This is a genomic window from Pseudomonas sp. IPO3774, from assembly GCF_013386835.1.
In the GTDB taxonomy this organism is placed as follows: Bacteria; Pseudomonadota; Gammaproteobacteria; order Pseudomonadales; family Pseudomonadaceae; genus Aquipseudomonas.
Map to the genome: position 1 here is coordinate 19,755 of NZ_JACAQY010000027.1, position 26,913 is coordinate 46,667.

General features: G+C 62.0%; 22 protein-coding genes. 10 read left to right on the forward strand and 12 right to left on the reverse strand.

Annotated elements, in window-relative coordinates; translation table 11 throughout:
• Positions 1–786 (reverse strand): enoyl-CoA hydratase, encoded by a 786-nt coding sequence (locus HYE77_RS16020; protein ID WP_010175990.1) that lies wholly within the window; start codon positions 784–786, stop codon positions 1–3.
• 263 nt (positions 787–1,049) lie between these two features.
• Between HYE77_RS16020 and HYE77_RS16025 the strand changes: the two genes are divergently transcribed.
• The 4 genes from HYE77_RS16025 (at position 1,050) to HYE77_RS16040 (ending at position 5,689) form a co-directional block, all read left to right on the forward strand.
• Positions 1,050–1,907, forward strand: coding sequence for an IclR family transcriptional regulator (locus HYE77_RS16025; protein ID WP_087692954.1), 858 nt, complete (start codon positions 1,050–1,052; stop codon positions 1,905–1,907).
• Between the two features lie 69 nt (positions 1,908–1,976).
• Positions 1,977–3,131 carry an acyl-CoA dehydrogenase family protein gene (locus HYE77_RS16030; protein WP_003216725.1) on the forward strand — a complete coding sequence of 385 codons (1,155 nt, stop codon included), beginning with the start codon at positions 1,977–1,979 and terminating at the stop codon, positions 3,129–3,131.
• Positions 3,132–3,318: 187 nt separating this feature from the next.
• The gene (locus tag HYE77_RS16035) at positions 3,319–4,593 is read left to right on the forward strand and encodes an MFS transporter (RefSeq protein ID WP_003216727.1); all 1,275 of its coding nucleotides are present in this window, start codon (positions 3,319–3,321) and stop codon (positions 4,591–4,593) included.
• Positions 4,594–4,762: 169 nt separating this feature from the next.
• Positions 4,763–5,689 carry a GGDEF domain-containing protein gene (locus HYE77_RS16040; protein WP_003216729.1) on the forward strand — a complete coding sequence of 309 codons (927 nt, stop codon included), beginning with the start codon at positions 4,763–4,765 and terminating at the stop codon, positions 5,687–5,689.
• A gap of 21 nt (positions 5,690–5,710) precedes the next feature.
• Here the strand turns inward: HYE77_RS16040 and HYE77_RS16045 are convergent, their stop codons facing one another.
• From HYE77_RS16045 to HYE77_RS16075, 7 genes are all read right to left on the reverse strand, one after another.
• A complete protein-coding gene (locus tag HYE77_RS16045) occupies positions 5,711–6,472 on the reverse strand; it encodes a TenA family transcriptional regulator (RefSeq protein ID WP_218166164.1) in 762 nt (253 codons plus the stop codon).
• A 79-nt stretch (positions 6,473–6,551) separates the two neighbouring features.
• Positions 6,552–9,014: an EAL domain-containing protein gene (locus tag HYE77_RS16050; RefSeq protein ID WP_177068990.1), complete on the reverse strand. Its 2,463-nt coding sequence runs from the start codon at positions 9,012–9,014 to the stop codon at positions 6,552–6,554.
• Positions 9,015–9,089: 75 nt separating this feature from the next.
• On the reverse strand, positions 9,090–10,910 hold the full coding sequence (locus HYE77_RS16055; RefSeq protein WP_003216734.1) for an ABC transporter ATP-binding protein: 1,821 nt from the start codon (positions 10,908–10,910) through the stop codon (positions 9,090–9,092).
• A complete protein-coding gene (locus tag HYE77_RS16060) occupies positions 10,903–11,538 on the reverse strand; it encodes a DsbA family protein (protein ID WP_008433236.1) in 636 nt (211 codons plus the stop codon). Before HYE77_RS16060 ends, HYE77_RS16055 begins: the two co-directional genes overlap by 8 nt.
• Positions 11,539–11,541: 3 nt before the next feature.
• A complete protein-coding gene (locus HYE77_RS16065; RefSeq protein WP_003216738.1) occupies positions 11,542–12,486 on the reverse strand; it encodes a rhodanese-related sulfurtransferase in 945 nt (314 codons plus the stop codon).
• A gap of 274 nt (positions 12,487–12,760) precedes the next feature.
• Positions 12,761–13,054, reverse strand: coding sequence for a BolA family transcriptional regulator (locus HYE77_RS16070; RefSeq protein ID WP_003216739.1), 294 nt, complete (start codon positions 13,052–13,054; stop codon positions 12,761–12,763).
• A 6-nt stretch (positions 13,055–13,060) separates the two neighbouring features.
• Entirely contained in the window at positions 13,061–13,579 is a 519-nt protein-coding gene (locus HYE77_RS16075; protein WP_003216742.1) for a DUF2059 domain-containing protein, read from the reverse strand.
• 193 nt (positions 13,580–13,772) lie between these two features.
• Here HYE77_RS16075 and HYE77_RS16080 point away from each other — a divergent pair, with 193 nt between their 5' ends.
• Complete coding sequence (locus tag HYE77_RS16080; RefSeq protein ID WP_003216744.1) at positions 13,773–15,161, forward strand: class II fumarate hydratase; 1,389 nt, start codon at positions 13,773–13,775, stop codon at positions 15,159–15,161.
• Here the strand turns inward: HYE77_RS16080 and HYE77_RS16085 are convergent.
• The 3 genes from HYE77_RS16085 to pap form a co-directional block, all read right to left on the reverse strand.
• On the reverse strand, positions 15,158–16,114 hold the full coding sequence (locus HYE77_RS16085) for a DMT family transporter (RefSeq protein ID WP_003216745.1): 957 nt from the start codon (positions 16,112–16,114) through the stop codon (positions 15,158–15,160). The genes HYE77_RS16080 and HYE77_RS16085 overlap by 4 nt on opposite strands.
• 187 nt (positions 16,115–16,301) lie before the next feature.
• Positions 16,302–17,486, reverse strand: a complete 1,185-nt coding sequence (locus HYE77_RS16090) for a thiolase family protein (RefSeq protein WP_177068991.1) — start codon at positions 17,484–17,486, stop codon at positions 16,302–16,304.
• Between the two features lie 102 nt (positions 17,487–17,588).
• Positions 17,589–19,097 carry a polyphosphate:AMP phosphotransferase gene (gene pap / locus HYE77_RS16095; RefSeq protein WP_177068992.1) on the reverse strand — a complete coding sequence of 503 codons (1,509 nt, stop codon included), beginning with the start codon at positions 19,095–19,097 and terminating at the stop codon, positions 17,589–17,591.
• Positions 19,098–19,238: 141 nt separating this feature from the next.
• Between pap and mnmC the strand changes: the two genes are divergently transcribed.
• From mnmC to HYE77_RS16120, 5 genes are all read left to right on the forward strand, one after another.
• Positions 19,239–21,227, forward strand: coding sequence for a bifunctional tRNA (5-methylaminomethyl-2-thiouridine)(34)-methyltransferase MnmD/FAD-dependent 5-carboxymethylaminomethyl-2-thiouridine(34) oxidoreductase MnmC (gene mnmC, locus HYE77_RS16100; RefSeq protein ID WP_177068993.1), 1,989 nt, complete (start codon positions 19,239–19,241; stop codon positions 21,225–21,227).
• A 154-nt stretch (positions 21,228–21,381) separates the two neighbouring features.
• On the forward strand, positions 21,382–23,154 hold the full coding sequence (locus HYE77_RS16105) for an N-acetylglutaminylglutamine amidotransferase (RefSeq protein WP_003216754.1): 1,773 nt from the start codon (positions 21,382–21,384) through the stop codon (positions 23,152–23,154).
• A gap of 3 nt (positions 23,155–23,157) precedes the next feature.
• Complete coding sequence (gene ngg, locus HYE77_RS16110; protein WP_134326020.1) at positions 23,158–24,903, forward strand: N-acetylglutaminylglutamine synthetase; 1,746 nt, start codon at positions 23,158–23,160, stop codon at positions 24,901–24,903.
• A 133-nt stretch (positions 24,904–25,036) separates the two neighbouring features.
• The gene (locus tag HYE77_RS16115) at positions 25,037–26,221 is read left to right on the forward strand and encodes an osmoprotectant NAGGN system M42 family peptidase (protein ID WP_003216760.1); all 1,185 of its coding nucleotides are present in this window, start codon (positions 25,037–25,039) and stop codon (positions 26,219–26,221) included.
• 59 nt (positions 26,222–26,280) lie between these two features.
• The gene (locus HYE77_RS16120; protein WP_003192759.1) at positions 26,281–26,508 is read left to right on the forward strand and encodes a YheU family protein; all 228 of its coding nucleotides are present in this window, start codon (positions 26,281–26,283) and stop codon (positions 26,506–26,508) included.
• Between the two features lie 3 nt (positions 26,509–26,511).
• On the opposite strand, the gene csrA is transcribed toward HYE77_RS16120, so the two are convergent.
• Positions 26,512–26,721: a carbon storage regulator CsrA gene (gene csrA, locus HYE77_RS16125; RefSeq protein ID WP_008433220.1), complete on the reverse strand. Its 210-nt coding sequence runs from the start codon at positions 26,719–26,721 to the stop codon at positions 26,512–26,514.
• Between the last annotated feature and the right edge of the window lie 192 nt (positions 26,722–26,913).

Consider the following 26,913-nt stretch of genomic DNA (forward strand, 5'->3'; position numbering starts at 1 on the left):
TCATTCCCCCAGGTAGTTCGCGGTGCGTTTTTCGAAGAACGCCGCGGCGCCCTCCTTCTGGTCTGCCGAATCGAACAGCAGTTGAAAGGCCTTGCGCTCCAACACCAGCGCGCTTTCCAGCGGCAGGTCGGCGCCGGCCAGCATCACTTCCTTGATCTGTTCCACCGCCAGTGGCGGCAAGGCGGCGATCTGCGCGGCCAGTTCCAGGGCGCGGGGGATGGTCTGGTCATCCGCCACCACTTCGCTGAGCATGCCCATGGCCAGGGCTTCCGGGGCCTTGACCATGCAGCCGGTCAACGCGATGCGCATGGCCTGGAACTTGCCCACGGCGCGCACCAGGCGCTGGGTGCCACCGGCGCCCGGCATCAGGCCCAGCTTGACCTCGGGCTGGGCGAAGCGCGCCGATTCCCCGGCGACGATCAGGTCGCAATGCATGGCCAGCTCACAACCGCCGCCCAGGGCAAACCCGTTCACCGCGGCGATCACCGGCTTGGGGCAGCGGCTGATGGCTTCCCACAGGTATTCGGTGTGGCGGCGATACATCTCGATCGGGCTGGCGCTGGCGAATTCCTTGATGTCGGCACCGGCCACGAAGAACTGGTCGCCGCCGGTAAGCACGATGGCGCGCACATCACGGCGCTTGGCCAGGGCACGAAAGTGCTCGGCCAGCTCTTCGCGAACCTGGGCGTTCAAGGCGTTTTTCACTTCGGGACGGTGGATGCGTACCACGGCGACGCCATTGTCCTGGACGTCGAGGTGCACTACGGGTTGGTCGAGGCTGGCCACAAATTCTCCTGCTGCAATGTTCTTGTTAGTTCGGATATCGCCAGTTTCGCTATGCGAAACAACATTCCGTATTTAGCGATAATCATAAGGACCGAGTTGCCGTGATGTAAACGTAAAAACCTGAACCTCCGATAAATCGGGCTATAACTCTTTGTTTAGACGAGTTTTATTAAACAAAAAGACAACACCACGCAAAGTTGATTGGTTTCGCTGTGCGGAATACAATTTTGTTTTGTTGATTTTCTAAAAAAAGGGGGACTAACATGCGCCGTCGAAACCTGGACCCGAACACACCCGAAACACCTGCCGGCAACCACGCCTTCGAGCACTTGCTGATCGATCCGATGAATGCCGACGAGGAAGAAGACAAGGACCGCCAGTTCGTCACCGCCCTGGCCCGTGGCCTGGAATTGCTGCGCTGCTTCACCCCCAGCGAAAGCGTGCTGGGTAACCAGGAGCTGGCGCGCAAGACCGGGCTGCCAAAGCCGACGATTACGCGGATGACCCATACGCTGACCCGCTTGGGCTATCTCAAGCACCTGCCGCAGTCAGGCCGGTATCAGCTGGATGTGGGCGTGATGGCATTCGGTTACGCAATGCTGTCGAACCTGTCGGTGCGGGCCGTGGCCCATCCGCTGATGGAGACGATGGCCAAGTACGCCCAGGCCGCGGTGGCGATGGCCACGCGGGACCGCCTGGACATGGTTTACCTGGACGTGGTCCAGGGTGAAGCCAACATGACCATGCGCCGCCAGGTCGGCACACGGTTGCCGTTGCACTTGAGTTCCGCAGGCCGCGCCTGCCTGGCAGCGATGCCGGAAAACGAGCGGGAATTTATCCTCGACCATATCCGCCAACGTCATCTGGAGGACTGGCCGGGCATCAGGAAGGGTCTGGAACGTGCCTTCCGGGATTACACCGATTTCGGCTACTGCATGTCGATCGGTGAGTGGCACCGCGATGTAAACGCCATCGCCGTACCGCTGCTGCATGCACAACATGGGCTGCTGACGTTCAACTGTGGCGGGCCGAGTTTTCACCTTTCCCGGGAGAAACTCGAGGACGACATCGGGCCCCGTCTCAAGCACATGGTGAACAACATCGAGGCCGCCACCCGCTAGACAGATCGGTGCAAGGCCTCGGCAGATTGACGACAACAGGCCCGCCGAACGGGCCGCTGAGGAATGCACATGATCCGAGACCCCGAAACGCTTCATCTGTTGCTGGAAACCCTGCAGCAGTTCGTCAACGAGGCGCTGATCCCCCGGGAAAACGAACTGGCCGAGACCGATGACGTCCCGGCGGATATCGTCAGCCAGTTCCGCGAGCTGGGCCTGTTTGGCCTGACCCTGCCCGAAGCCTACGGCGGCCTCGGGCTGACCATGGAAGAAGAGGTCAATGTGGCCTTTGAACTGGGCCGCACCTCGCCGGCATTCCGCTCCTACTTCGGCACCAACAACGGCATCGGCTCCATCGGCATCCTGCTGGACGGCACCGAGGCGCAGAAGCAGCACTACCTGCCGAAACTCGCCAGCGGTGAACTGCTCAGTTCGTTCTGCCTGACCGAGCCGGACTCCGGCTCCGACGCCGCCTCGCTGAAAACCACGGCGGTGCGCGACGGTGACCACTATGTCATCAACGGCACCAAGCGCTTTATCACCAACGCCCCCCACGCCGGGATCTACACGGTGATGGCCCGTACCAACCCGGACATCAAGGGCGCGGGCGGCATCAGTGCATTCATTGTCGAGCGCAACACCCCCGGCCTGTCCCTGGGCAAGCGCGACCACAAGATGGGCCAGAAAGGCGCCCACACGTGCGACGTGATATTCGACAACGTGCGCGTACCGGCCGACCAACTGATCGGTGGCGTCGAAGGCGTGGGGTTCAAGACCGCAATGAAGGTGCTCGACAAGGGCCGCCTGCACATTGCCGCCGTCAGCGTCGGGGCCGCCGAGCGCATGCTCAACGATGCCCTGAACTACGCCCTGGAGCGCAAGCAGTTCGGCCAGCCGATCGCCGAGTTCCAGCTGATCCAGGCGATGCTCGCCGACAGCAAGGCCGAGATCTACGCCGCCCGCTGCATGGTGGTGGACGCCGCGCGCAAGCGTGACGAAGGCCTGAACATCGGCACCGAAGCGTCCTGCTCGAAAATGTTCGCCACGGAGATGTGCGGCCGCGTGGCCGACCGTTGTGTGCAGATTCACGGCGGTGCCGGGTATGTGAGCGAGTACGCCATCGAGCGGTTCTATCGCGATGTGCGCTTGTTCCGCCTGTATGAAGGCACTACGCAGATCCAGCAATTGGTGATCGCCCGCAACATGATTCGCGAGGCCAAGCACTGAACCCCGGGAACAACACAAAACCCATGTGGGAGCGGGCTTGCTCGCGAATGCGGTACATCAGCCACCGGATGCATTAACTGACACACCGTTTTCGCGAACAAGCCCGCTCCCACATTTTGACCGTGTTCCAACCGCATTACCGCAACACCCATAACTTGTGCCCTAACAACTACAACAAGGTATCGCTATGGAAGTCGCCGCTTCGGCGGGTGCGTTGTCGCCCGCGCAAAACAAACTGTGGATCATCGTATTCATCTTCTGCTTCCTCGGCCTGCTGATCGACGGTGCCGACTTGATGCTGCTGTCCTACAGCCTCAGCAGCCTCAAGGCCGAGTTCGGCCTGACCAGCGTCGAAGCCGGCAGCCTGGGCAGCTTCACCCTGGCCGGGATGGCCATCGGCGGGATTTACGGCGGTTGGGCCTGTGACCGTTTTGGCCGGGTGAAAACCGTGGTCTGGAGCATCGTGCTGTTCTCCGCCGGCACGGCGATCCTGGGCATGACCCACAGCTATTGGCAGTTCGCGAGCACCCGTTTCTTCGCGTCCCTGGGACTCGGCGCGCTGTATGTCGCGTGCAACACCCTGATGGCCGAATACGTGCCGACCCGCTATCGCACCACCGTGCTCGGCACCTTGCAGGCCGGTTGGTCGGTGGGCTATATCGTCGCCACCCTGCTCGCCGGCTGGATCCTGCCGAACCACGGCTGGCGCTGGTTGTTCTACGTGGCGATCATCCCGGTGATCCTCGCCGTACTGATGCAACGCCTGGTGCCGGAGCCGCAAGCCTGGATCAAGGCCCAGGCCGAACGTGCCCGGGAAAAGGCCGAAGGCATCAAGCGCGTGTCGGCGAAGAAACCCGACGGCATGTTCAAGCTGATCTTCAGCGACCCGAAAGCCAGCCGCATGTTTATCCTCTGGGCACTGACCGCAGGCTTCCTGCAGTTCGGCTACTACGGCGTGAACAACTGGATGCCGTCGTACCTGGAAGGCGAGCTGGGGATGAACTTCAAGTCGATGACCAGCTACATGGTCGGCACCTACGCGGCGATGATTTTCGGCAAGATCCTCGCCGGGCTCGCGGCAGACCGCCTGGGCCGGCGCCTGGTGTTCGCCGTCGGCGCGCTGGGCACGGCGATTTTCCTGCCGGTGATCGTGCTGTTCCAGAGCCCGGACAACATCCTGTGGATGCTGATTGTGTTCGGCTTCCTGTACGGCATCCCCTACGGCGTGAATGCGACCTACATGACCGAAAGCTTCGAAGCGAAATTTCGCGGCTCGGCAGTGGGCGGCGCCTACAACATTGGCCGAATCGGCGCGGCGGTGGCACCGGCAGCCATTGGTTTCCTGGCGTCCCATGGCTCGATTGGCGTGGGATTCCTGGTCATGGGCGGCGCGTACTTTATCTGCGGCGTGATCCCAGCGCTGTTTATCCGCGACAAGCAGTTCGACCCGCAAAAACAATAAGCCCTAACCCGGGGCCCGCGGCGACGCGGCCCCGGCTATAAGACGTGCGGCAGTTATACCCTTAGGCAAACCGGGCTAGACTGTACGTCAGTCCTACGGAACTGAAGGAACAGTACGACGCTCTCACCCAGCCTGTAAGACAGTTTTGTGCTTAGAGGCTCATTCGCTTATGAAAACACCGACCCAGACCAACGCAATTGACTTCGACAGCGCCAAATTGCAACGCCTGGGCTTTGGTCAGCCTTCCCTTCTTACACGACGCCCCGCGACGGTTGAGCAACTTCGCCAGCAACTGGGCATGCAATTGCAAACCAGCCTGGAGCCGGAGCATATCCTTGCGTTGTTCTTCCGCGAGATCCAACGCCTGGTGCCGCTGGACGCCCTGCAATACCGCCACGAAGCCAGCGACCTGCGCCTGGAGTACGGTCACCGCGGCCATCATTCGGTGAGCTATGCCCTCAGCCATGAAGGCGAGCACCTTGGCGAACTGGTGTTTCGGCGCAACCAACGCTTTCTCGAAGACGAACTGGCCAACCTGGAATCGCTGCTGGCCACCTTGCTCTACCCGATGCGCAATGCCCTGCTCTACCGTGCGGCGACTCGCAGTGCCCTGCGCGACCCACTGACCGAAACCGGTAACCGCATCGCCATGGACCAGACCCTGCAACGGGAAATCGACATGGCTCGCCGGCACCTGCAACCCCTGTCCTTGCTGATGCTGGACATCGACCACTTCAAGCACATCAACGACAGCCACGGCCATGCCACGGGCGACAAGGTGCTCAAGGCGGTCGCCGCCTCGATCAAGAGCCAGCTGCGCAACGTGGACATGGTGTTCCGGTTTGGCGGGGAAGAGTTTCTGATTCTGCTGTCCAACACCGGCCGGGACGCGGCGTCGATGGTCGGCGAGCGCCTGCGCCAGGCGGCACAGGCCCAGGATTATTGGGCGGATGACGAGCGGATCGAATTGACGGTGAGCCTGGGCTGCTCGACCTTGCTGGCGGGAGAGTCCGCCGAGAGCCTGTTGCGCCGGGCGGACAGTGCCTTGTATGTGGCCAAGCGTGAAGGCCGCAATCGGCTGGCAATGGCGGGGTAATTTACCCCGCCATCACCCCGTTTACGCCTCGCTGGCAACCAGGGCGGGTTGTTTGCGGGGGGCGGCCACCGACTTTTCCAGCTGCATGCAACGTTCCAGGAACAGGTACATGTAGTCGTAGCTCTTGCAGACCGCCTGGCGCAGCTCTACCTGCAGTTCCTTGGTCGGGTTCATGCCGGCCAGGGTGCAGATGATTTCCAGGGCTTCCCAGGGATGTGCGTCATCGTACTGGGCATGCATCTTCAGCCACTTCATCGCGCGCTTGCGGTCTTCCTCAGGGAAAGCCGCGGCATAGACGCCGGTGGAACACACCACGGCGGACCACTCCCCAGTGGCCCCCTCGATGGCGTAGTTGGTGGCGGCAATCGCGACAATCAGCGAATCGGCCGAGCTGGTGTGCCAGCACCAGTGGCTCAGTGCATGCAGCTCCGGCGGCACTTCCTGTGCCTGCAATTCTTCCAGGCTGACACCATGGGCGCGGGCCCAATGCACCCAATAATCGGCGTGGTTGAGTTCCACGCGAATATTGCGCATCAGCCAGCGGCGCGCCATGTCCTCCCCAGGATGGCGGGCAAATTTGGTCTTGGTGAGGTTCTGTGCCATGTACAACGCAAACTGTTCAACCACCGGCCAGCCACCAATCAGGTAGTGGCGCATGGTCTTGGCGCTGAGCTTGTTATCGCGCATGCGCTGGTACAGTTCGTGTTCGACAACGCGACGCTTGCTCTCGCTACAGTCCTGGATCAGCTGTTGCGCCCAGGCGGGGTAACTTGAGGCTTCCATAAGCGGGCCGGTTCTGTTGAATGTGTCGATCACTGTCGGGCTCCTTTTGATTTGTGATATGTACAGACCAGCAAATGTTTCATCGGAACGTGCCAGGCGCCTTGAATAACAGAGGCTGCGGTCGCACAGGTCGACACTGCAAACTATCAAAGGTAAACAACTGCGGTCGCTCGATCAGGTATCCCTGAGCGTAGTCGACCCCGATCTCAAGCAAGGCTTGTTCGATCTGGGGTGTCTCGACAAATTCGGCAATTGTGCGCTTACCCATGACGTGACCGATGTGATTGATCACTTCGACCATAGCGCGGTTAATCGGGTCGTCCAGCATATCCTTTACGAAACTTCCATCGATCTTCAAGAAGTCTACAGGTAAATGTTTAAGATATGCGAACGAGGACATCCCGGCGCAGAAGTCATCCAGGGAGAAATGGCACCCTAACTCTTTGAGCTCGTTGATAAAACGAATCGCACTACCCAAATTCGCTATAGCGCTGGTTTCTGTAATTTCAAAACAAATCATTTCCGGTGGAATGCCATAGGCAATGAATTGCTCACGCAGGAACCCAAGAAAGTCCTCATCGCCGATGGTAGTGCCTGACAGATTGATCGCACACATGGCCATGGGCCGGCCCGGGCGCTCACGCATGCAGCCCGCGATGATCTTGAACACGTTTTCCACCACCCAACGGTCCAGGGAGGTCATCAAGCCGTAACGCTCGGCGGCCGGGATAAAACTGTCCGGCAGGATGATCCGCCCCGCCTCGTCATGCAGGCGCAGCAGGATTTCGATATGCCCATCCCCCTGTTCGGTGTGCCCAAGGGGCGCGATTTCCTGGGCGTATAGGCAAAAACGGTTCTCTTCCAGCGCCATGTGCAGGCGCTGCACCCAGGCCATCTCGCCAAAGCGCAGGGACAATTCCGAGTCATCGGCGTGATACACCTGCACCCGGTTGCGGCCCTTTTCCTTGGCCATGTAGCACGCCATGTCGGCGGCTCGCAGGGAAGTCTCCAGGGTGGTCGGGGCGTGCGTGATGTGCACCAGGCCAATGCTCACGGTGGTGACAAACGGCCTGCCCTTCCACACAAAGTGCAGGCTCTGCACGGTGTGGCGCAGGCTTTCGGCGATTTTTTCCGCCACCGGCGCCGGGCAGTTCTCCAGCAGGATGCCGAACTCGTCGCCGCCCAGCCGGGCCAGGGTGTCACCTTCACGCAGGTCGGACTGCAAGAGCGCGCAGATATGCCGCAACAGTTCATCCCCCGCGGCATGCCCGCAGGTGTCGTTGACCAGCTTGAACTGGTCCAGGTCGAGGAACATCAAGGCATGGCGCCCGGTTTGCTGGCGCCCGACGCTGTGCAGCACCTGCTCCAGGCGGAACTCGAACTCGCGGCGGTTGGCCAGGCCGGTCAAGGCGTCGTGGGTGGCCTGCCAGGACAAGTTGGCGATGTACTGGCGCTCCTGTGTCATGTCGTGCAACACCAGCACCGCGCCGACGACTTTGCCGGCACTGCGGATCGGCGCGCCCACCAGGGTGACGGACACGGTGGTGCCGTCCAGGCGCTGGATCAGCTTGGAATGCTCGCTGCCCCCACCGAGCTGGCCGCCCAATATGTGTTCGATCAGGGTAAAGCCGTCGGCCTGGGCATTTTCGTCCAGCAGGTTGAACAGCGCCGCCAGCGGCAGCCCCTGGGCCTGGGCGGCTTTCCAATGGGTCAGGGCTTCGGCGGCCGGGTTCATATACGCAATGGCGCCGTCGACATCGGTGGTGATCACTCCGTCGCCAATCGACTCCAGGGTGATCTGCGCCCGCTCCTTCTCCAACTGGAGCGCGTCGGCAAACGCATGCCGCTGGGCCAGCAGCTTGTGGGTGCGCAACAGCGCCAGCACGATCAAGCCCAGTGCCGTGGCCAGGTTGGTCACCAGCAGCAGGCGCAGAATCATCCGCGAGCCTTCACCCAGGGCATCGCTGAAGGCTTTCGCGGCCGGCGTCACCCCGTCGTTGATCGCGAAGATCCGCTGCTTCCAGCGGTGTACGTCGCTGCTGCTGACCTGATTGGCCATGATCGCTCGGTGCATCTCCTGGGCCAGGTCGTCCAGTTGCACCAGGTAGCCATCGCCCACCGTCCACAGTTCGATGGCTTTTTCCAGGTAACTGAAATGGCGGAAGTTGAGGTACAGCCAGATCAGGCTGGAAACGTCGTCAGGGTGGTTACCGCCCTTGAGGATGCCCTGGCGCGCGGCAGGCAGGTCCGGCGTCGGGCGGTCCAGGGCCAGCCGCAGCTCATGCCCGCCCTGGGGTACGGCAATCGCGTTCTGGTATTTGAGGTAGGTGGCTTCGTCGCGACTGTCGGCGTAGAGCGTCAGGTAAAAGATCGCGTCTTTCTGGCCCTTGGACCACAGGCTTTCGCCCGCCACATAACCGCGCACCGCCGAGAGTACGTAGAGACTGACGCAGCCTAACAATGCCTGGAACAGCACGACGGCGATAAAAGGCCACACAATGCCCAATAACCGAGGGGTTCCGAGAGTCTGCTTTTGCTTCATGAGGTCCCTTGCACATGCACAACTAAAATACGCACGCGAGTGAAAACCGCTCCTGATAGCTCAGCGTAGGCTAAATCACCGCACTTGTTGCAAGTGTCCGTAAAGTTTGGCGTACAAGCCACCATCAGCAATCAACTGCTGATGGTCGCCATCTTCGGCAATATGGCCGCCATCGAACACCAATACCCGATCCGCCTGTTTCACCGCCGACAGCCTGTGGGCGATGATCAAGGTGGTACGGCCACTGAGAAACCGCGCCAGCGCCTGGTGCAGGTTGTATTCGGTTGCCGCATCCAGGGCCGAGGTGGCCTCGTCGAGTATTACCACTTTCGGCTCCGCCAGCACCATCCGGGCAATGGCCAGGCGTTGACGCTGCCCACCGGAAAAGCGCACGCCGGAGCGTCCGACCACGCTGTCCAGGCCCAGCGGCAGCGCCTTGACGGTCGCATCCAGCTGGGCAATTTCCAGCGCCTGCCAACAGGCCTGGTCGCTGCGCTCGCGGCCCATGGTCAGGTTGGCGCGCACCGTATCATTGAACAGTGCCGGGTGCTGCAGCACCACGGAGACATTCTCGCGAATCGTCTCCAGGCCGATTTCCTGCTGGGTCGAACCACCGAAGCGAATGCTGCCGGCCTGCGGCGTATACAGCCCCAGCAACAGTTGCACCAGGGTACTTTTGCCGCCGCCGCTGGCGCCGACAATCGCGACTTTTTCACCCGGGGCGATGTTCAGGTTCAACTGGTCCAGCACCAGTTCCTCGCCGTAGCCGAAATTCAGGCCGCGCACTTCGATGCCGACGGTCTCGCGTCCGGTAAACGGATCGGCACCGCCCGCGTATTGCGGTTCATCGGCGCGGGCCAGCAGTTCGTTGATCCGCGTCAGCGCCCCGCCCGCCGCGTAGTAGGCGTATTGCAGGTTGAGCAACTGTTCCACCGGGCTGATCATGAACCACAGGTAACTGAACACCGCGAGCATCTGGCCGATGGACAGGTCGGAAAACAGCACCGTCAGCATCGCCGCCGCACGGAAGATGTCGATACCGAACTGGAACAGCAAGCCACTGGCGCGGCTGGAGGCGTCGCTTTTCCACTGGGAATTGACCGCAAAATCCCGCACTTCCTGGGCCCGCTGGCCCAGGCGCCCGAGGAAAAAGCCCTGGCGATTGCCGGCACGCACTTCCTGGATCGCATCGAGGGTTTCGGTCAGCGCCTGGGTGAAACGCGATGTGCTGTCGTTTTCCAGCTTCTTCAGGTGCTTGACCCGCTTGCCCAACTGCACCGTGGCGTAGATCACCAGCGGGTTGAACAGCAGGATCAACAGTGCCAGCTTCCAGTGCATCCACATCAGGATCCCGGAGGTGCCTACCAGGGTGAGCATCGCCACCAGGAACCGGCTGAGGGTTTCACCGACGAATTTGTCCACCGTGTCCAGGTCGGTGACCAGGTGCGTGGTCACCGTGCCGCTGCCCAGGCTTTCGTATTCGCTGAGGGAAATGCGCTTGAGGCGCTCGATCAGCCGCACGCGAATGCGATAGACGATGTCCTTGGCCAGTCGAGCAAACAACCGCGCCTGCAGCACGTTGAACACCAGGGCGCCGCAACGCAGCAGCAAGGTCACCAGCAGCATCAGGCCGATATAGCCGGCGGCCTTCTGCCAACCCAGGGGCAATGCGTGGTTCATCACCTTCAGTGCCGCATCGCCATGGCCCAGCAGCACTTCGTCCACCAGCAACGGCAGCAGCAATGGAATCGGCACGCTGCACAAGGTCGCCAGCACGGCGACGCCATTGGCGATCCACAGGGATTTCTTGTGATGCAGCGCCAGGCGGCGGACTTCCGCCCAGGTCAGCCGGTCGACACGCTTGGGTTGCTCAACGGGATCGGGCTGATCATGCACAGGCAGCTCGCTCCAGCCAGCGGCTCAGCAGCGGCGCCAATTCGGACAGCGGCTGATAGCCGTTGGTCAGCAGCGCCAGTTGCCCATTACGCTCCGCCAGCAAGGTCGGGAAACCGGCGATGCCCAGGTCCTGGACCCAGGTGAAATCCGCCGCGGTGGCCGCGTGCTGGTCGGCGCGGTCAAAAGCTTCGGCGAACTCGATACGCGGCACACCAGCGGTCTCGGCCAGTTCCACCAATACGTCGGCGCGAGTCACATCGCGCCCTTCGACGTAGAACGCCTGCTGGATCAGGCCCAGCAGTTTCCACGCGCAATCCGGCGCCAGGCTGCGGGCAGTGACCACAGCGCGGCAAGCAGGCTCGGTGTCGTAGACAAAACCATCAGGCAGTGCACCTTCACGCTTGAACGGCTGGCCGGTGGCGTCGGTCACGGCCTGCCAATGCTCAAGAATATAGCGCCGGGTCGTCGGCTCCAGCGCCGCGCCACTGCCGGTGCGCAAGCCGCCCACCACCAGGTGCAGCTCCACGCCTGCGGCCTGGGCCTGCTCAACCAGCGCCTTGGCCACCGGGGCGAAACCCCAGCACCAGGAGCACATCGGATCCATTACATAGAGCAGGCGTGCGGACATGGCTCAGGCCTCGGAGGATGGGGATTGCTTGTAGTTGTAGCCAATCGGGTGCGGCATATTGCGGGCCTTGGCCAGTTCAATCTGCTTTTGCCGGTCGATCGCGCTGCGACGGGTCTTCTCTGAAAGCTTATCCCAGCAATGCGGGCAACTGATGCCAGCTACATAGTGTTCGGATGCACGGTCCTCGACGCTGACCGGTGTGCGGCAGGCATGACATTGATCGTAGTCGCCTTCGCTCAAGTCGTGGCGCACGGTCACGCGATTGTCGAACACAAAGCAGTCGCCCTGCCACTTGGTTTCTTCCTGCGGCACCTCTTCGAGGTACTTCAGGATGCCGCCCTTGAGGTGATACACCTCGTCGAAACCCTCGCTGAGCATATAGCTCGAGGCCTTTTCGCAACGAATGCCGCCGGTGCAGAACATGGCGACTTTCTTGTGTTTGGCCGGGTCGAAGTTGGCTTTGATGTAGTCGGGAAATTCGCGGAAGCTGGTGGTCTTCGGGTCGATCGCGCCTTCAAAGGTGCCGATGGACACTTCGTAGTCGTTGCGGGTATCGATCAGCAGCACTTCAGGGTCGCTGATCAGCGCATTCCAGTCCTGCGGCTCGACGTAGGTGCCGACTTTCTTGTTCGGGTCGACGCCTTCGACGCCCAGGGTCACGATTTCTTTCTTGAGCTTGACCTTGGTGCGGTAGAACGGCTGCTCGTCGCAGTACGACTCTTTATGGTCGATGTCGTCCATGCGCGGGTCGTTCTTGAGCCAGGCCATCAAGCCATCAATGCCTTCGCGGCTGCCGGAAACGGTGCCGTTGATGCCTTCTTCGGCAATCAGCAAGGTGCCTTTGATGCCGTTGTCGACCATCGCCTGCAGCAGTGGCTCGCGCAGGGCGACGTAATCTTCGAGGGTGACGAACTTATACAGTGCCGCCACGACAATCGGTTGAGTCATGGGTGTTCTCTCCAGGTGGCTACCCTCGTAAAGGGTGAACCGGATGCAAAAAAAACGCGCCGACTGAGCGGCGCGTTGCGGATTCTAACAAAAATGGCGACGATTATGGACCGCCTCTTACTGTGGCGAGGGAGCTTGCTCCCGCTGGGCTGCGGAGCGGCCCCAACCAGGCAGTTGCAACCTTTCAGAAAGATCGCGGTGATTGGCAGAAGGGCTGCTGCGCAGCCCAGCGGGAGCAAGCTCCCTCGCCACATCAAGCTGATGTGCCACAGTGTCAGTGACCGCCGGCGCAGGTCGGCGAGGCCGGGGCTGCGTCGATTTTCGCCCATTCTTCAGGCGTGTAGGTATGCAGCGCCAACGCATGGAATTCGCTCATCAGGTCACCCAACGTGGCATAGACCTTCTGGTGGCGCTTGACGCGGTTGAGGCCCTCGAACTGCTGGCTGACCAGCACGGCCTTGAAGTGGGTCTGCAACCCACGGCTGTGCATATGGCTTTCATCCAGCACGCTCAAGTGTTCCGGGCTCAGGGCGACGAGTGCCGATTCGATACGCTGTTGCATGGTCATTCCTGTTTACTTCTTCTTGGCCGGGGCCGGGGCTTTTGGCGTCAGCTCGTTGGTCATGTCTTCCAGCAGCTTGTTCACCACAGGTACCGCGCTTTCCAGCTTGGCCTGGGTCATCTGGGCCGATTGCTGGGTCAGCTGGGGCATTTTCTCCAGGACTTTCTTGCCCAGTGGCGACTGGTAGAACGCAACCAGGTCCTTGAGCTCGGATTCGCTGAAGTTGTCGGTGTAGAGCTTGATCATGTCCGGCTTGAGCTTGTTCCAGCCGATGGCCTGGTCCAGGGCGGTGTTGGCCTTGGCCTGGTAGGTGTCCAGGACGGTTTGCTTGGAAGCAGGCGCCTTGGTCTGCTCGAAACGCTGGGCGAACATTTGTTGCACTTGCATGTACACCGGGGTACCCAGCTTGTCGGCATGGGCCAGGGTAAGGAAGGCTTCGGCACTGGCGTTGTGGCTGGCGGTATCGGCAAAAACCTGGCCGCTGGCACATACCAGAGCAACCGCGGTACAGATGGCACGAAGACGAGTCATCGAGTTTCCTTTTCTAGCAGGCGAGGTAAGACCCCAAGGGCGCCCATTCTGCGCCTAAAAAACGCCGCGGCTCAACCCCACGCCTTGTGGGGCCTGGTTTTGCGGGGCTTAATCCGATGAAAAGTCTTTTAAGGGAACCCCACCGGGCGATCAGGGCCTAAACTGCGCAAACGAACCTGAAGGAGTGTGCCCGATGAGCCGTATCGAAACCGACAGCCTGGGAGAAGTGCAAGTTCCGGATGACGCTTACTGGGGCGCGCAGACCCAACGCTCGCTGGTGAACTTCGCCATCGGCGACCAGCGCATGCCCCTGGCTGTGTTGCACGCCCTGGCCCTGATCAAGAAGGCTGCGGCCCGAGTCAACGACCGCAATGGCGACCTGCCCGCCGACATCGCCCGGCTGATCGAACAGGCCGCTGACGAGGTGCTCGCCGGCGAACACGACGACCAGTTTCCCCTGGTGGTGTGGCAGACCGGCAGCGGCACCCAGAGCAACATGAACGCCAACGAAGTGATCGCCGGCCGTGCCAACGAGCTGGCGGGCAAGCCCCGTGGCGGCAAGAGCCCGGTGCATCCCAACGACCACGTCAACCGTTCCCAGAGCTCCAACGACTGCTTCCCCACCGCCATGAGCATCGCCGCCGTGCAGGCCGTCACCGAGAAGCTGTTGCCGGCGATCCGTGAACTGTCTGGTGGTTTGGCAGAGTTGTCGGCGCGCCACATGAAGCTGGTGAAAACCGGCCGCACCCACATGATGGATGCGACGCCCATCACCTTCGGCCAGGAAGTCTCGGCCTTTATAGCGCAACTCGACTACGCCGAACGCGCGATCCGCAGCGCCCTGCCCGCCGTGTGTGAACTGGCCCAGGGTGGTACTGCCGTCGGCACCGGGCTCAATTCACCCCACGGTTTTGGCGAGGCGATTGCCTCGGAATTGGCCGCGCTGTCGGGCCTGCCGTTTGTCACCGCCCCGAACAAATTCGCCGCGCTGTCGGGCCATGAGCCGTTGACCACCCTGCACGGCGCCTTGAAGACCCTGGCCGTGGCCCTGATGAAAATCGCCAACGACCTGCGCCTGCTGGGCTCCGGCCCGCGTGCCGGGCTGGCGGAAGTCAAGTTGCCGGCGAATGAACCGGGCAGCTCGATCATGCCCGGCAAGGTCAACCCGACCCAGTGCGAAGCGCTGTCGATGCTGGCTTGCCAGGTGCTGGGCAATGACGTGACCATTGGCTTCGCCGCCAGCCAGGGCCACTTGCAGTTGAACGTGTACAAGCCGGTGATCATCCACAACCTGCTGGAATCGATCCGCCTGCTGGCCGACGGTTGCAGCAACTTCCAGGAGCACTGCATCGCCGGCCTGGAACCCGACGCCGAGCAAATGGCCGCGCACCTTGAGCGTGGCCTGATGCTGGTGACTGCGCTGAACCCGCACATCGGCTACGACAAGTCCGCCGAGATTGCCAAGAAGGCCTATGCCGAAGGGCTGACCCTACGGGAAGCAGCGCTGAAGCTGGGCTATCTCACGGACGAAGAGTTCGACCAGTGGGTGCGTCCGGAAAACATGTTGGAAGCTGGTCATTAAGACGCCAATCGTGCACGCCGGGCCCTGAGCCCGGCGAACAGCGACGGCGCCAACGCCACGGTCGCAGACCCCAGCACCACCAACACGGCACCGCCGTAGCCGAGGGCATTGATGTCTTCGGCGTGCACATACTCGGGCCACATCCAGGCGGCCAGCGCTACCGCGACGAAAGTCACCAATGGCGTCAGCGCCAGGGTGGCGCTGACCCGCGAGGCTTCCCAGTGGGCCAGGGCTTCGGCGAATGCGCCGTAGGCAATCAGCGTATTGAAACAGCAGGCCAGCAGCAGCCAGCCTTGCAGCGGGCTCAGTTGCAGCGCTTCCATCGGGTGCGCCCATGGCGTCAGCAAGAGCGCGCAGGACAGGTAGATCACCATCATCACCTGCAACGAATTCCATACCGTCAGCAACTGCTTCTGGCCCAGGGCGTAGAAGGTCCAGATGGTGGTGGCCAAGAGAATCGTCAGCACCCCGGCGGTGTAGCTGCCCAGGGAGGTCAACAACTCGGTCAGGCGCTGGTTGAAGAACAGGCCGAAGCCGATGATCAGCACCAGCAGGCCCATGCCCTGGCCGAGGCTGAAGCGTTCCTTGAACACGAAGACGCTGGCGATCATCAGGAAGATCGGGCCCACCTGTACCACCAGTTGCGCGGTGCCGGGGCTCAGCAGTTTGAGGCCGACCAGGTAGAGCACGTAGTTGCCCATCAGGCCGCACACGGCGATTGCTACCAGCCAGCCACCTTTTGGTCCGAGGGAACGCCAGCTGGGCAGGCGCCTTACGGCGGCGAGATAGATAAACAGACAACTGCCGGAGACGACCAGGCGAAACCAGGTGACGGTGACGGGGTCCATCACCTGCAAGACCTGTTTGAGTTTGATCGGCAGAATGCCCCAGAGCAGCGCGGTCAGCAGGGCCAGGGATAAACCGTAGACCCAACGGCCCGATGAGATGTGCATGAGTGCCCCGAATGCCTGAGGTGGAGGAGGTGCATTCTAGGGGGATGTGAACGGATTGGGATACGGTGCTGATCAAATGTGGGAGCGGGCTTGCTCGCGAAGGCGGTCTATCAGCCAACATTTTCATCGACTGCCCCGCCGCATTCGCGAGCAAGTCGAATCGTCGCACCGCCACTCCCACACTGAGTCAGCGTACGGCTTCGAACAAGCCGGTGGCCCCCATGCCGCCGCCCACACACATAGTGACAATGCCGTAACGCAACTTGCGCCGCTGCAACTCATGCACCAGATGCCCCACCTGCCGCGACCCCGTCATCCCAAACGGATGCCCGATGGAAATCGACCCACCGTTGACGTTGTACTTGGCGTTATCAATTTCCAGCCGATTACGCGCATAAAGGCACTGCGAGGCAAACGCCTCATTCAACTCCCACAAATCAATATCCGCCACCGCCAGCCCACGGGCCTTGAGCAACTTGGGCACCGAAAACACCGGCCCGATCCCCATCTCATCCGGCTCACACCCCGCCACCGTAAACCCGCGAAAAAACGCCTTGGGCTTAAGCCCCAGTTCCAGCGCTTTTTCCAGGCTCATCACCAGTGTCATGGAAGCCCCATCAGACAACTGCGACGAATTCCCCGCCGTCACCGACCCATCCTCCGCAAACACCGGCTTCAATCCCGCAAGACTGGCCAACGTCGTATCCGGACGATTGCAATCATCCCGATCCACCACCCCCTCCAACACCTGCACCGCGCCAGTGTTCTTGTCTTCAACCTTGTACTTCACCGCCATCGGCACGATTTCATCATCGAACAACCCGTCAGCCTGGGCCTGAGCCGTACGCTGCTGGCTTTGCAGCGCATACAGATCCTGCTCTTCACGACTGACGTGATACCGCCGCGCAACGATTTCCGCCGTCTGCCCCATGGGAAAGTAAATGCCCGGCACCTGCTCCTTGAGCAACGGATTGATCAGGTTATCGGTGTTGACGCTCTTCATGGTCAGGCTGATGGACTCGACCCCTCCGGCCACGATGATCTCGCTGCAACCGGAAGCAATCTGGTTCGCGGCGATCGCAATCGCTTGCAACCCCGAGGAACAGAAACGGTTGAGGGTCATGCCCGCCGTACCGGTACCCAGTTGCGACAACACCGCCACATTGCGGCCGATGTTGTAGCCCTGGGCACCTTCGTTGGAACCGGCGCCGACGATGCAGTCCTCGACCGTGGCCGGGTCGATGCCGTTGCGGGTCAGCAACGCGTTCACGCAATGGGCAGCCATGTCATCGGGACGGGTCTGGTTGAACTTGCCGCGAAAGGACTTGGCCAGGCCGGTTCGCACGCTGTCGACGATCACTACTTCACGCATGGGCTACCTCAATTGTTGTGGTTGTTGAGAGATGGATCGAGCATAGATCCCGCCCTCTTCAACCGCGACAATCATTCACCCCGCGTATGCAAAAGCATGGCGTTACTTCTTCTTGTCATGCTTGTCGGTCTTGTCGAACGCTTCCTCCAGCGCCCGGTTGATGGTGCGCAGTACCTTCACCCGCGCCCAGCGCTTGTCGTTGGCTTCAACCAGCGTCCACGGCGCAATCTCGGTGCTGGTGCGGTCTACCATGTCGCCCACCGCCGCCCGGTAGTCGTCCCACTTCTCGCGGTTACGCCAGTCGTCCTCGGTGATCTTGAAGCGTTTGAACGGAATTTCCTCGCGGGCCTGGAACCGCTCCAGCTGCGTCTGCTTGTCGATCGCCAGCCAGAACTTGACCACGATCACCCCGGCGTCGCGCAGTTGCTCTTCGAAGTCGTTGATCTCGCCGTAGGCGCGCATCCAGTCCGTCGGCGTGCAGAAGCCTTCGATGCGTTCCACCAGCACCCGGCCATACCAGGAGCGGTCGAACACGGTGAACATGCCCCGCGCCGGAATCTTCTGCCAGAAACGCCACAGGTAAGGCTGGGCGCGCTCGTCTTCACTGGGCGCGGCGATCGGCACGATGTGGTACTGCCGGGGATCGAGGGCAGCCGCCACACGCCGGATGGCCCCACCCTTGCCCGCCGCGTCGTTGCCTTCAAACACTGTCACCAACGCGTGCTTGCGCATGCGTTTGTCGCGCATCAGCCCGGAGAACCGCGCCTGCTCGGTAATCAGTTGTTCTTCGTAATCGTCCTTTTCAAGGCTCAGGGTCATGTCCAGGCTGTTCAGCAGGCTCATCTGGTCAACCGCCGATGGCAGCGGCGCCGGGTTCATGCCGCTGGCTTTACCCTTGGGCACTTTCAAGGCGTTTTGCAGGCCTTCGAGCAGGATCTTGCCGACGGTCAGCCCGCGGTAGTGCGCATCGACACCCTCGATCACATACCAAGGCGCATAGTCACGACTGGTGCGGCGCAGGATGCGCTCACCAAAATGCACAAACTTGTCGTAGGTCTTGGACTGCTGCCAGTCCAGCGGGCTGATGCGCCAGCTGTGCAGTGGGTCGTCCTGCAAGGCCTTGAGCCGGGATTTCATTTGCTTCTTGGAGAGGTGAAACCAGAACTTGAAGATCAGCGCACCTTCATCACACAGCATCTTTTCCAGGCGCTCGGCCCCGGCGATGGCCTGGTCCAGCCGCGCGTCCTTGATCTCGCCATGGACGCGACTCTGCAGCATCTGGCTGTACCAGTTACCAAAAAAGATCCCCATGCGGCCTTTCGCCGGAAGCTGGCGCCAGTAGCGCCAGGCCGGTGGGCGGGCCAGTTCTTCGTCGGTCTGCTGGTCGAAGGTGCGCACCTCGATCAGGCGCGGGTCCATCCATTCATTCAGCAATTTGACGGTTTCACCCTTGCCCGCGCCTTCGATGCCATTGATCAGGATGATCACCGGGAAGCGCTTCTGCTGTTGCAGTTCGTACTGCACTTCCAGCAAGGCTTCACGCAGGGCCGGCACTTCGGCGTCGTAGGTGTCTTTGTCGATGGCGTGACCGATTTCGGCAGATTCGAACATGGGCGGCTCCGTTCCAGAAGTGATCAAGACTAGCGGATTGGGCAACAACACGTGGCAGGAAATTCCGCAGCGGCTTGCCATGGATCAATGACAACCCTGTTGATCAGCTAGAATGGCCGCCTTGCCTTTGCCGAGCCGCTCATGAACCCCGTATCCCACGCCCAGCTTGACTGGGATGACCAAGGTCGCCCGCACTCGCGGGTCTTCGATGACGTGTACTTCTCCGACAAGTCGGGCCTTGACGAAACCCGCTACGTGTTCCTCGAACAGAACCGTCTGCAGGAACGTTTTGCGGCGCTGCCGGTGGGCGGGCGCTTGGTGATTGGTGAGACGGGCTTCGGCACCGGCCTGAATTTTTTGTGCGCCTGGCAGTTGTTTGATCAACACGCGGAGGCGGGTGCGCGCCTGCATTTTGTCAGCGTGGAAAAGTACCCGCTGAGCCACGCCGACCTGCAGCGCGCCCTCGCCCTCTGGCCGGAACTGGCACCGTTCGCCGAGCAACTGTTGGCGCAATACATCGCGATTCACCAAGGCTTCCAGCGGCTGGTACTGGATAACGGTCGAGTCACCCTGACGTTGCTGATCGGCGACGCCCTGGAGCAATTGCCGCAACTGGACGCGCAAGTCGACGCCTGGTTCCTCGACGGTTTCGCCCCGGCCAAGAACCCCGACATGTGGACTGCCGAGCTGTTCGCCGAACTGGCGCGGCTGGCGGCGCCGGGCTCGACCATCAGCACCTTTACCAGCACCGGCTGGGTACGGCGGTTGATCAACGCCGCCGGGTTCAAGATGAAGCGCACCCCCGGCATCGGCCACAAGTGGGAAATCCTGCGGGGTGAGTTTCTCGGCTGGCCCGCTGAAACGCCTGCGCCTGCCGCGGCAAAACCCTGGTTTGCGCGCCCACCTGCGGTTTCCGGTGAACGCCATGCACTGGTCATCGGTGGTGGCCTGGCCGGTTGCGCCACGGCGGCCAGCCTGGCGGCACGCGGCTGGCGCGTCAGTTTGCTGGAACGCCACGCAGCGCTCGCGCAGGAAGCCTCCGGCAACCCGCAAGGGGTGTTGTACCTCAAGCTTTCCGCCCATGGCACGGCACTTTCGCAGTTGATTCTCAGCGGTTTCGGCCACACCCGGCGCCTGCTGGAACACCTGCAACGTGGCGTGGACTGGGATGGCTGCGGCGTGCTGCAACTGGCCTTCAACGCCAAGGAAGCCGAGCGCCAGGCACAACTGGCCGGCGCTTTTGCCCCGGACCTGTTGCACCTGCTGGATAAAGAGCAGGCACAGGCGCGCGCCGGGATAACGCTGGAGCACGGCGGCTTGTTCTTCCCCGAAGGCGGCTGGGTTCACCCGCCGGCGCTGTGCGAATGGCAAGCCAGGCACCCGCTGATCGAAGTGCTCCAGCACCACGACGCCCTTGAGCTCAAGCAGGTCGACAGTCAGTGGCAGGCGTTGCAGGGCGATACGGTTCTGGCTCAAGCCAGTGTGGTCGTGCTGGCCGGCGCCGCCGAGATCAAGCGGTTTTCCTTCAGCGCTGACTTGCCCCTCAAGCGCATCCGCGGGCAAATCACTCGCCTGCCGCAAACGGCGCAAAGCCAGGCGTTGGCCACAGTGGTGTGCGCCGAGGGCTACGTCGCCCCGCCACGCCTGGGCGAGCACACCCTCGGTGCCAGTTTCGACTTCAAGAGCGATGACCTTACGCCCACGGTGGCCGAGCACGCGGGCAATCTGCAGATGCTGCGGGAAATCTCCCTCGATTTGCTGCAACGCCTGGGCGCCGACAGCCTGGCACCCGAACAGCTCGAAGGCCGCGCCGCCTTCCGTTGCACCAGCCCGGACTACCTGCCGATCGTCGGGCCGCTGGCGCAGCGAGAGGCGTTTGATCACACCTACGCCGCCCTCGGCAAAGACGCCCGGCAGGTCCCTGATGCGCCGTGCCCGTGGTTGCACGGCGTGTATATCAACAGTGGCCATGGCTCACGGGGGCTGGTCACCGCGCCACTCTGCGCAGAGCTGCTGGCCGCCTGGCTCGACAATGAGCCCCTGCCGCTGCCGCGCAATGTCAGCGAAGCCTGTCACCCCAATCGGTTCGCGCTGCGTGCCCTGATCCGCGGTAACCCAGGCAAATCCTGAGGGCCATGACGGGCTCGCAACCCGTCAAGGCTCTTTGCCTTATAACGTATTGTTCTAAAACTCCCACAATTTACCCGGGTCAGTCTCTGGGTACCCGCCGTTTTGGCGGGCTGCATTTCTATCCCTCCCCAACGGAAAAACCGGTAAGGAATTTATGTGCGGATTAGCTGGAGAGTTACGTTTCGATCACCAACCTGCCGACCTGGCAGCGGTGGAACGAATCACCCATCACTTGGCGCCACGCGGTCCTGATGCGTGGGGCTTTCATGCCCAGGGGCCGATTGCCCTGGGCCATCGACGCCTGAAAATCATGGACCTGTCGGATGGCTCCGCCCAACCGATGGTCGACGCCCAGCTGGGCCTGTCCCTGGCGTTCAACGGCGCGATCTATAACTTCCCGGAATTGCGTGAAGAGCTGGAAGCCCTGGGCTACGCCTTCTATTCCGGTGGCGACACCGAAGTGCTGCTCAAGGGCTACCACGCCTGGGGCGAAGCCCTGCTGCCCAAGCTCAACGGGATGTTCGCCTTCGCCATCTGGGAGCGCGATGCCCAGCGCCTGTTCATCGCCCGCGACCGCCTCGGCGTGAAGCCGCTGTACCTGTCGCGCACCGGCCAGCGCCTGCGTTTTGCCTCGGCCTTGCCGGCGCTGCTCAAGGGTGGCGATATCAACCCGATCCTCGATCCGGTGGCGCTCAATCACTACCTGAACTTCCACGCCGTGGTGCCGGCGCCGCGCACCTTGCTGGCGGGCATTGAAAAACTGCCGCCCGCGTCGTGGATGCGCATCGACGCCGACGGCAAGACTGAACAGAAAACCTGGTGGACCCTGCCCTACGGCCCCCACGCCGACGAAGCCAACCTGACCCTGGAAGACTGGACCGACCGCGTGCTCGACAGCACCCGCGAAGCCGTGGCGATTCGTCAGCGGGCGGCGGTGGATGTGGGCGTGCTGCTTTCCGGCGGTGTCGATTCCAGCATGTTGGTGGGCCTGTTGCGGGAAGTCGGCGTGCAGGACCTGTCGACCTTCTCCATCGGTTTTGAAGACGCTGGAGGCGAGCGCGGCGACGAGTTCCAGTATTCGGACTTGATCGCCAAGCATTACGGCACCCGTCACCACCAACTGCGTATCGCCGAAAGCGAAATCATCGAGCAGTTGCCGGCGGCGTTCCGCGCCATGAGCGAGCCGATGGTCAGTCATGACTGCATTGCCTTCTACCTGCTGTCCCGGGAAGTGGCCAAGCATTGCAAGGTGGTGCAAAGCGGCCAGGGCGCCGATGAACTGTTCGCCGGTTACCACTGGTACCCGCAGGTGGATGGCGCAAGCGACCCGTACGCGGCCTACCGCGACGCATTTTTCGACCGCAGCTACGACGACTATGCCGCTACCGTCGCGCCGAAATGGTTGACCGCGAATGACGCCGCCGGTGACTTCGTGCGCGAGCATTTCGCCCAGCCCGGCGCCGATGCGGCGGTGGACAAAGCCCTGCGCCTGGACAGCACCGTGATGCTGGTGGATGACCCGGTCAAGCGCGTCGACAACATGACCATGGCCTGGGGCCTGGAAGCGCGCACACCGTTTCTCGACTATCGCCTGGTAGAACTGTCGGCCCGCGTGCCGGGCAAATTCAAACTGCCGGACGGCGGCAAACAAGTGCTCAAGGAAGCGGCGCGCCGGGTGATCCCGAGCGAGGTCATCGACCGCAAGAAAGGCTACTTCCCGGTGCCCGGCCTCAAGCATTTGCAGGGTGACACCTTGAACTGGGTGCGTGAGCTGCTGCTGGACCCAAGCCAGGACCGCGGCCTGTTCAACCCGGCCATGCTCGACCGCCTGCTCACCGATCCCCAAGGCCAACTGACCCCGTTGCGCGGCTCCAAGCTGTGGCAACTGGCGGCGCTGAACCTGTGGCTCAGCGAACAAGGAATCTGATTCATGAAACCTCATGCCACGGCTTACAGCCAACGCTTGCTGCGAGGCCAGGCGCCCTCCTACGAGCGCCTGCAAGCCCGCTTCGCCGAAGACGGCAGCGAACTGGACCCCACGCCGATTGCCGTGCATTGCGGTTGGGGCCGGCTGTTGATCGGCCACACCTTCCCGGACCCGGCGAGCCTGGCCCTGGAGTTACTCAACGAGCAGCCCGGCGAGCGGGATATCGCGCTGTATGTGGCGGCGCCGCAGCAGATCCTCGGGATTGATCCCCAGCAGTTGTTTCTCGACCCGTCCGATACCCTGCGCCTGTGGTTCACCGACTATCGTCCGGCGACCCGAGTGTTTCGCGGGTTCCGGATTCGCCGGGTACAAACCGAGGCGGACTGGCAGGCGGTGAACCAGCTGTACCAGGGGCGCGGCATGTTGCCGGTGGACCCGGCACTGCTGACGCCACGTCATCAAGGCGGCCCGGTGTATTGGCTGGCCGAGGATGAAGACAGCGGCGCGGTGATCGGCAGCGTGATGGGCCTGAACCACCAGAAGGCCTTTCACGATCCGGAGAACGGCTGCAGCCTCTGGTGCCTGGCGGTCGACCCGCAATGTACCCGCCCCGGGGTGGGTGAAGTGCTGGTGCGCCACTTGATCGAACACTTCATGAGCCGTGGCCTGAGCTACCTCGACCTGTCGGTGCTGCACGACAACCGCCAGGCGAAAAGTCTCTACGCCAAGCTTGGCTTTCGCGCGCTGACCACCTTCGCCATCAAGCGCAAGAACGGGATCAACCAGCCGCTGTTCCTCGGCCCTGGCCCGCAGGCGGAGTTCAATCCCTATGCGCGGATCATTGTCGAGGAAGCCCATCGGCGCGGGATTGACGTGCAGGTGGACGATGCCGATGCCGGCTTGTTTACCCTGAGCCACGGTGGCCGCCGGGTGCGCTGCCGCGAATCCCTCAGCGACCTGACCAGCGCCATCAGCATGACTTTGTGCCAGGACAAGAGCCTGACCCACAAGGTGTTCAAGGCCGCAGGCCTGAACCTTCCGGCCCAGCAATTGGCCGGCAGTGCCGATGACAACCTGGAGTTTCTCGACGAGCACCAGCGTATTGTGGTCAAGCCGCTGGATGGCGAACAAGGCCAGGGTGTGGCGGTGGATTTGCAGACCATTGAAGACGTGCAAAAAGCCATTGAGGCGGCCCGCCAATTCGACACCCGTGTACTGCTGGAAAGCTTCCACGAAGGCCTCGACCTGCGCATTCTGGTGATCGGCTTTGAAGTGGTCGCCGCCGCCATTCGCCGCCCGGCGGAAGTCACCGGCGATGGTCAGCATTCCATTGGCGCGTTGATCGAAGCCCAGAGCCGCCGACGCCAGGCCGCCACCGATGGCGAAAGCAAAATCCCCCTGGACCATGAAACCCAACGCACCCTGCAGGCGGCCGGCTACGACTACAACAGCATCCTGCCCCGTGGCGAACGCCTGGCGGTGCGACGTACCGCCAACCTGCACACCGGCGGTTGCCTGGAAGACGTCACCGCCATCCTCCACCCGACCCTGGTGGACGCCGCCGTGCGCGCCGCCCGTGCCCTCGACATTCCCATGGTGGGCCTGGACCTGATGGTGCCGGCCGCCGACCAACCGGACTACGTGTTTATCGAAGCCAACGAACGGGCCGGGCTGGCCAACCATGAACCGCAGCCGACGGCTGAAAAGTTCGTGGACCTGTTGTTCCCGCATAGCCAACCGACGGCGTGAATGATCGTTCCCACGCTCTGCGTGGGAACGCAGCCCGTGACGCTCCGCGTCACAAGAGAGGACGCAGAGCGTCCCATGAGGCATTCCCACGCAGAGCGTGGGAACGATCATCCTCAACTCATCAGGAGTCTTTATGACCCGAACCATCCCCGAACCGGATCTCGCTTACCTGCAAAAAGTGCTGCTGGAAATGCTCGCCATTCCCAGCCCCACCGGGTTTACCGACACCATCGTGCGCTACGTCGCCGAGCGCCTTGAAGAACTGGGCATTCCCTTTGAAATGACCCGGCGCGGCACCATCCGCGCCACCCTCAAGGGCCAGAAAAACAGCCCCGACCGCGCCGTTTCCGCGCACCTGGACACCATCGGCGCCGCCGTGCGGGCGATCAAGGACAATGGCCGCCTGACCCTCGCGCCGGTCGGCTGCTGGTCCAGCCGTTTTGCCGAAGGCAGCCGCGTCAGCCTGTTCACCGATAACGGCGTGATCCGTGGCAGCGTGTTGCCGTTGATGGCCTCCGGTCACGCGTTCAATACGGCCGTGGATGAAATGCCCATCAGTTGGGACCACATCGAACTGCGCCTGGATGCCTACTGCGCCACCCGCGCCGACTGTGACTCCCTGGGTATCAGCGTCGGCGATTTCGTCGCCTTCGACCCGCTGCCGGAATTCACCGAGAGCGGGCATATCAGCGCCCGTCACCTGGACGATAAAGCCGGGGTTGCCGCGCTGCTGGCGGCGCTCAAGGCGATTGTCGACAGCGGCCAGCCGCTGCTGATCGACTGCCACCCGCTGTTCACCATCACCGAAGAAACCGGCAGTGGTGCGGCGGCGGCATTGCCGTGGGATGTGAGTGAGTTCGTCGGCATCGACATTGCGCCGGTGGCCCACGAACAGCACTCCAGCGAGCACGCGGTGAGTGTGGCGATGCAGGATTCCGGCGGGCCGTATGACTATCACCTGTCCCGCCACCTGCTGCGCCTGGCGGCGGAAAATGAGCTACCGGTGCGTCGCGACCTGTTTCGCTACTACTTCAGCGACGCGCATTCGGCGGTGACCGCCGGCCACGACATTCGTACCGCACTGCTGGCATTCGGTTGCGATGCCACCCATGGTTATGAGCGCACGCACATCGACAGCCTCGCCGCGCTGAGTCGCCTGCTGGGCGCGTACATCCTCAGCCCGCCGGTGTTCGCCAGCGATGCACAGCCGGCCAAGGGCTCCCTCGACCGGTTCAGTCACCAGATCGAACACGACACACAAATGGAGAGTGATACCCGCGTGCCGTCGGTGGACAGCCTGGTGGGCCAAAAAACCTGAGACTGGCAACTCGGATCCCGGCGCAGTAGCATCGCCGGGATTCCCTAGCCGAGGCTTGTATGCTGATTCCCTACGATGCACTTGAAGTCGACACCCTGACACGCCTCATCGAAGACTTCGTGACCCGCGACGGCACCGACAATGGTGACGACACACCTCTGGAAACCCGGGTGCTGCGGGTACGCCAGGCGCTGACCAAGGGCCAGGCGCTGATTGTTTTCGACCCCGAGAGCGAGCAGTGCCAGTTGATGCTCAAGCACGATGTGCCCAAGCACCTGTTCGACTGAGACTCAAGGATTGGGCACAGGCACTGGATGGGTGTTGGCCTGCTGCCCGTGGCGACTGAGGATCTTCTGATAGACCTCCGCCCGGTGCACATTGACCCCCACCGGCGCTTCCACACCCAGCTTCACTTGGGTGCCGTTCACTTCCAGAATGCGCAAGGTGATCTGGTCACCCACCGAAATTATTTCACCTACCGCGCGGCTTAATACCAGCATGGGGTTCGTCCTTTTTAAGTTACCGAACCCCGACCATGCGCTCCCTGCCTGGCACCATCAATGGCCTTCAGGTTAAACAGGCATGCCTTACACATCAGGGTAAATTACCCTACAGACAGGCAGTGAATAATCTCGAATTACACCCAAGAACCAAACGATATGTTCAAATTTGCAGGCGCTCTCTGTGGCTAG

What these genes read in the sequence shown, in the direction of transcription:
- HYE77_RS16025 (WP_087692954.1), top strand. Translation starts at nt 1,050, where the DNA reads ATGCGCCGTCGAAACCTGGACCCGAACACACCCGAAACACCTGCCGGC.
- HYE77_RS16030 (WP_003216725.1), top strand. Translation starts at nt 1,977, where the DNA reads ATGATCCGAGACCCCGAAACGCTTCATCTGTTGCTGGAAACCCTGCAG.
- HYE77_RS16035 (WP_003216727.1), top strand. Translation starts at nt 3,319, where the DNA reads ATGGAAGTCGCCGCTTCGGCGGGTGCGTTGTCGCCCGCGCAAAACAAA.
- HYE77_RS16040 (WP_003216729.1), top strand. Translation starts at nt 4,763, where the DNA reads ATGAAAACACCGACCCAGACCAACGCAATTGACTTCGACAGCGCCAAA.
- HYE77_RS16045 (WP_218166164.1), bottom strand. Translation starts at nt 6,472, where the DNA reads ATGGAAGCCTCAAGTTACCCCGCCTGGGCGCAACAGCTGATCCAGGAC.
- HYE77_RS16050 (WP_177068990.1), bottom strand. Translation starts at nt 9,014, where the DNA reads ATGAAGCAAAAGCAGACTCTCGGAACCCCTCGGTTATTGGGCATTGTG.
- HYE77_RS16060 (WP_008433236.1), bottom strand. Translation starts at nt 11,538, where the DNA reads ATGTCCGCACGCCTGCTCTATGTAATGGATCCGATGTGCTCCTGGTGC.
- HYE77_RS16065 (WP_003216738.1), bottom strand. Translation starts at nt 12,486, where the DNA reads ATGACTCAACCGATTGTCGTGGCGGCACTGTATAAGTTCGTCACCCTC.
- HYE77_RS16070 (WP_003216739.1), bottom strand. Translation starts at nt 13,054, where the DNA reads ATGACCATGCAACAGCGTATCGAATCGGCACTCGTCGCCCTGAGCCCG.
- HYE77_RS16075 (WP_003216742.1), bottom strand. Translation starts at nt 13,579, where the DNA reads ATGACTCGTCTTCGTGCCATCTGTACCGCGGTTGCTCTGGTATGTGCC.
- HYE77_RS16080 (WP_003216744.1), top strand. Translation starts at nt 13,773, where the DNA reads ATGAGCCGTATCGAAACCGACAGCCTGGGAGAAGTGCAAGTTCCGGAT.
- HYE77_RS16085 (WP_003216745.1), bottom strand. Translation starts at nt 16,114, where the DNA reads ATGCACATCTCATCGGGCCGTTGGGTCTACGGTTTATCCCTGGCCCTG.
- HYE77_RS16090 (WP_177068991.1), bottom strand. Translation starts at nt 17,486, where the DNA reads ATGCGTGAAGTAGTGATCGTCGACAGCGTGCGAACCGGCCTGGCCAAG.
- pap (WP_177068992.1), bottom strand. Translation starts at nt 19,097, where the DNA reads ATGTTCGAATCTGCCGAAATCGGTCACGCCATCGACAAAGACACCTAC.
- mnmC (WP_177068993.1), top strand. Translation starts at nt 19,239, where the DNA reads ATGAACCCCGTATCCCACGCCCAGCTTGACTGGGATGACCAAGGTCGC.
- HYE77_RS16105 (WP_003216754.1), top strand. Translation starts at nt 21,382, where the DNA reads ATGTGCGGATTAGCTGGAGAGTTACGTTTCGATCACCAACCTGCCGAC.
- ngg (WP_134326020.1), top strand. Translation starts at nt 23,158, where the DNA reads ATGAAACCTCATGCCACGGCTTACAGCCAACGCTTGCTGCGAGGCCAG.
- HYE77_RS16115 (WP_003216760.1), top strand. Translation starts at nt 25,037, where the DNA reads ATGACCCGAACCATCCCCGAACCGGATCTCGCTTACCTGCAAAAAGTG.
- HYE77_RS16120 (WP_003192759.1), top strand. Translation starts at nt 26,281, where the DNA reads ATGCTGATTCCCTACGATGCACTTGAAGTCGACACCCTGACACGCCTC.
- csrA (WP_008433220.1), bottom strand. Translation starts at nt 26,721, where the DNA reads ATGCTGGTATTAAGCCGCGCGGTAGGTGAAATAATTTCGGTGGGTGAC.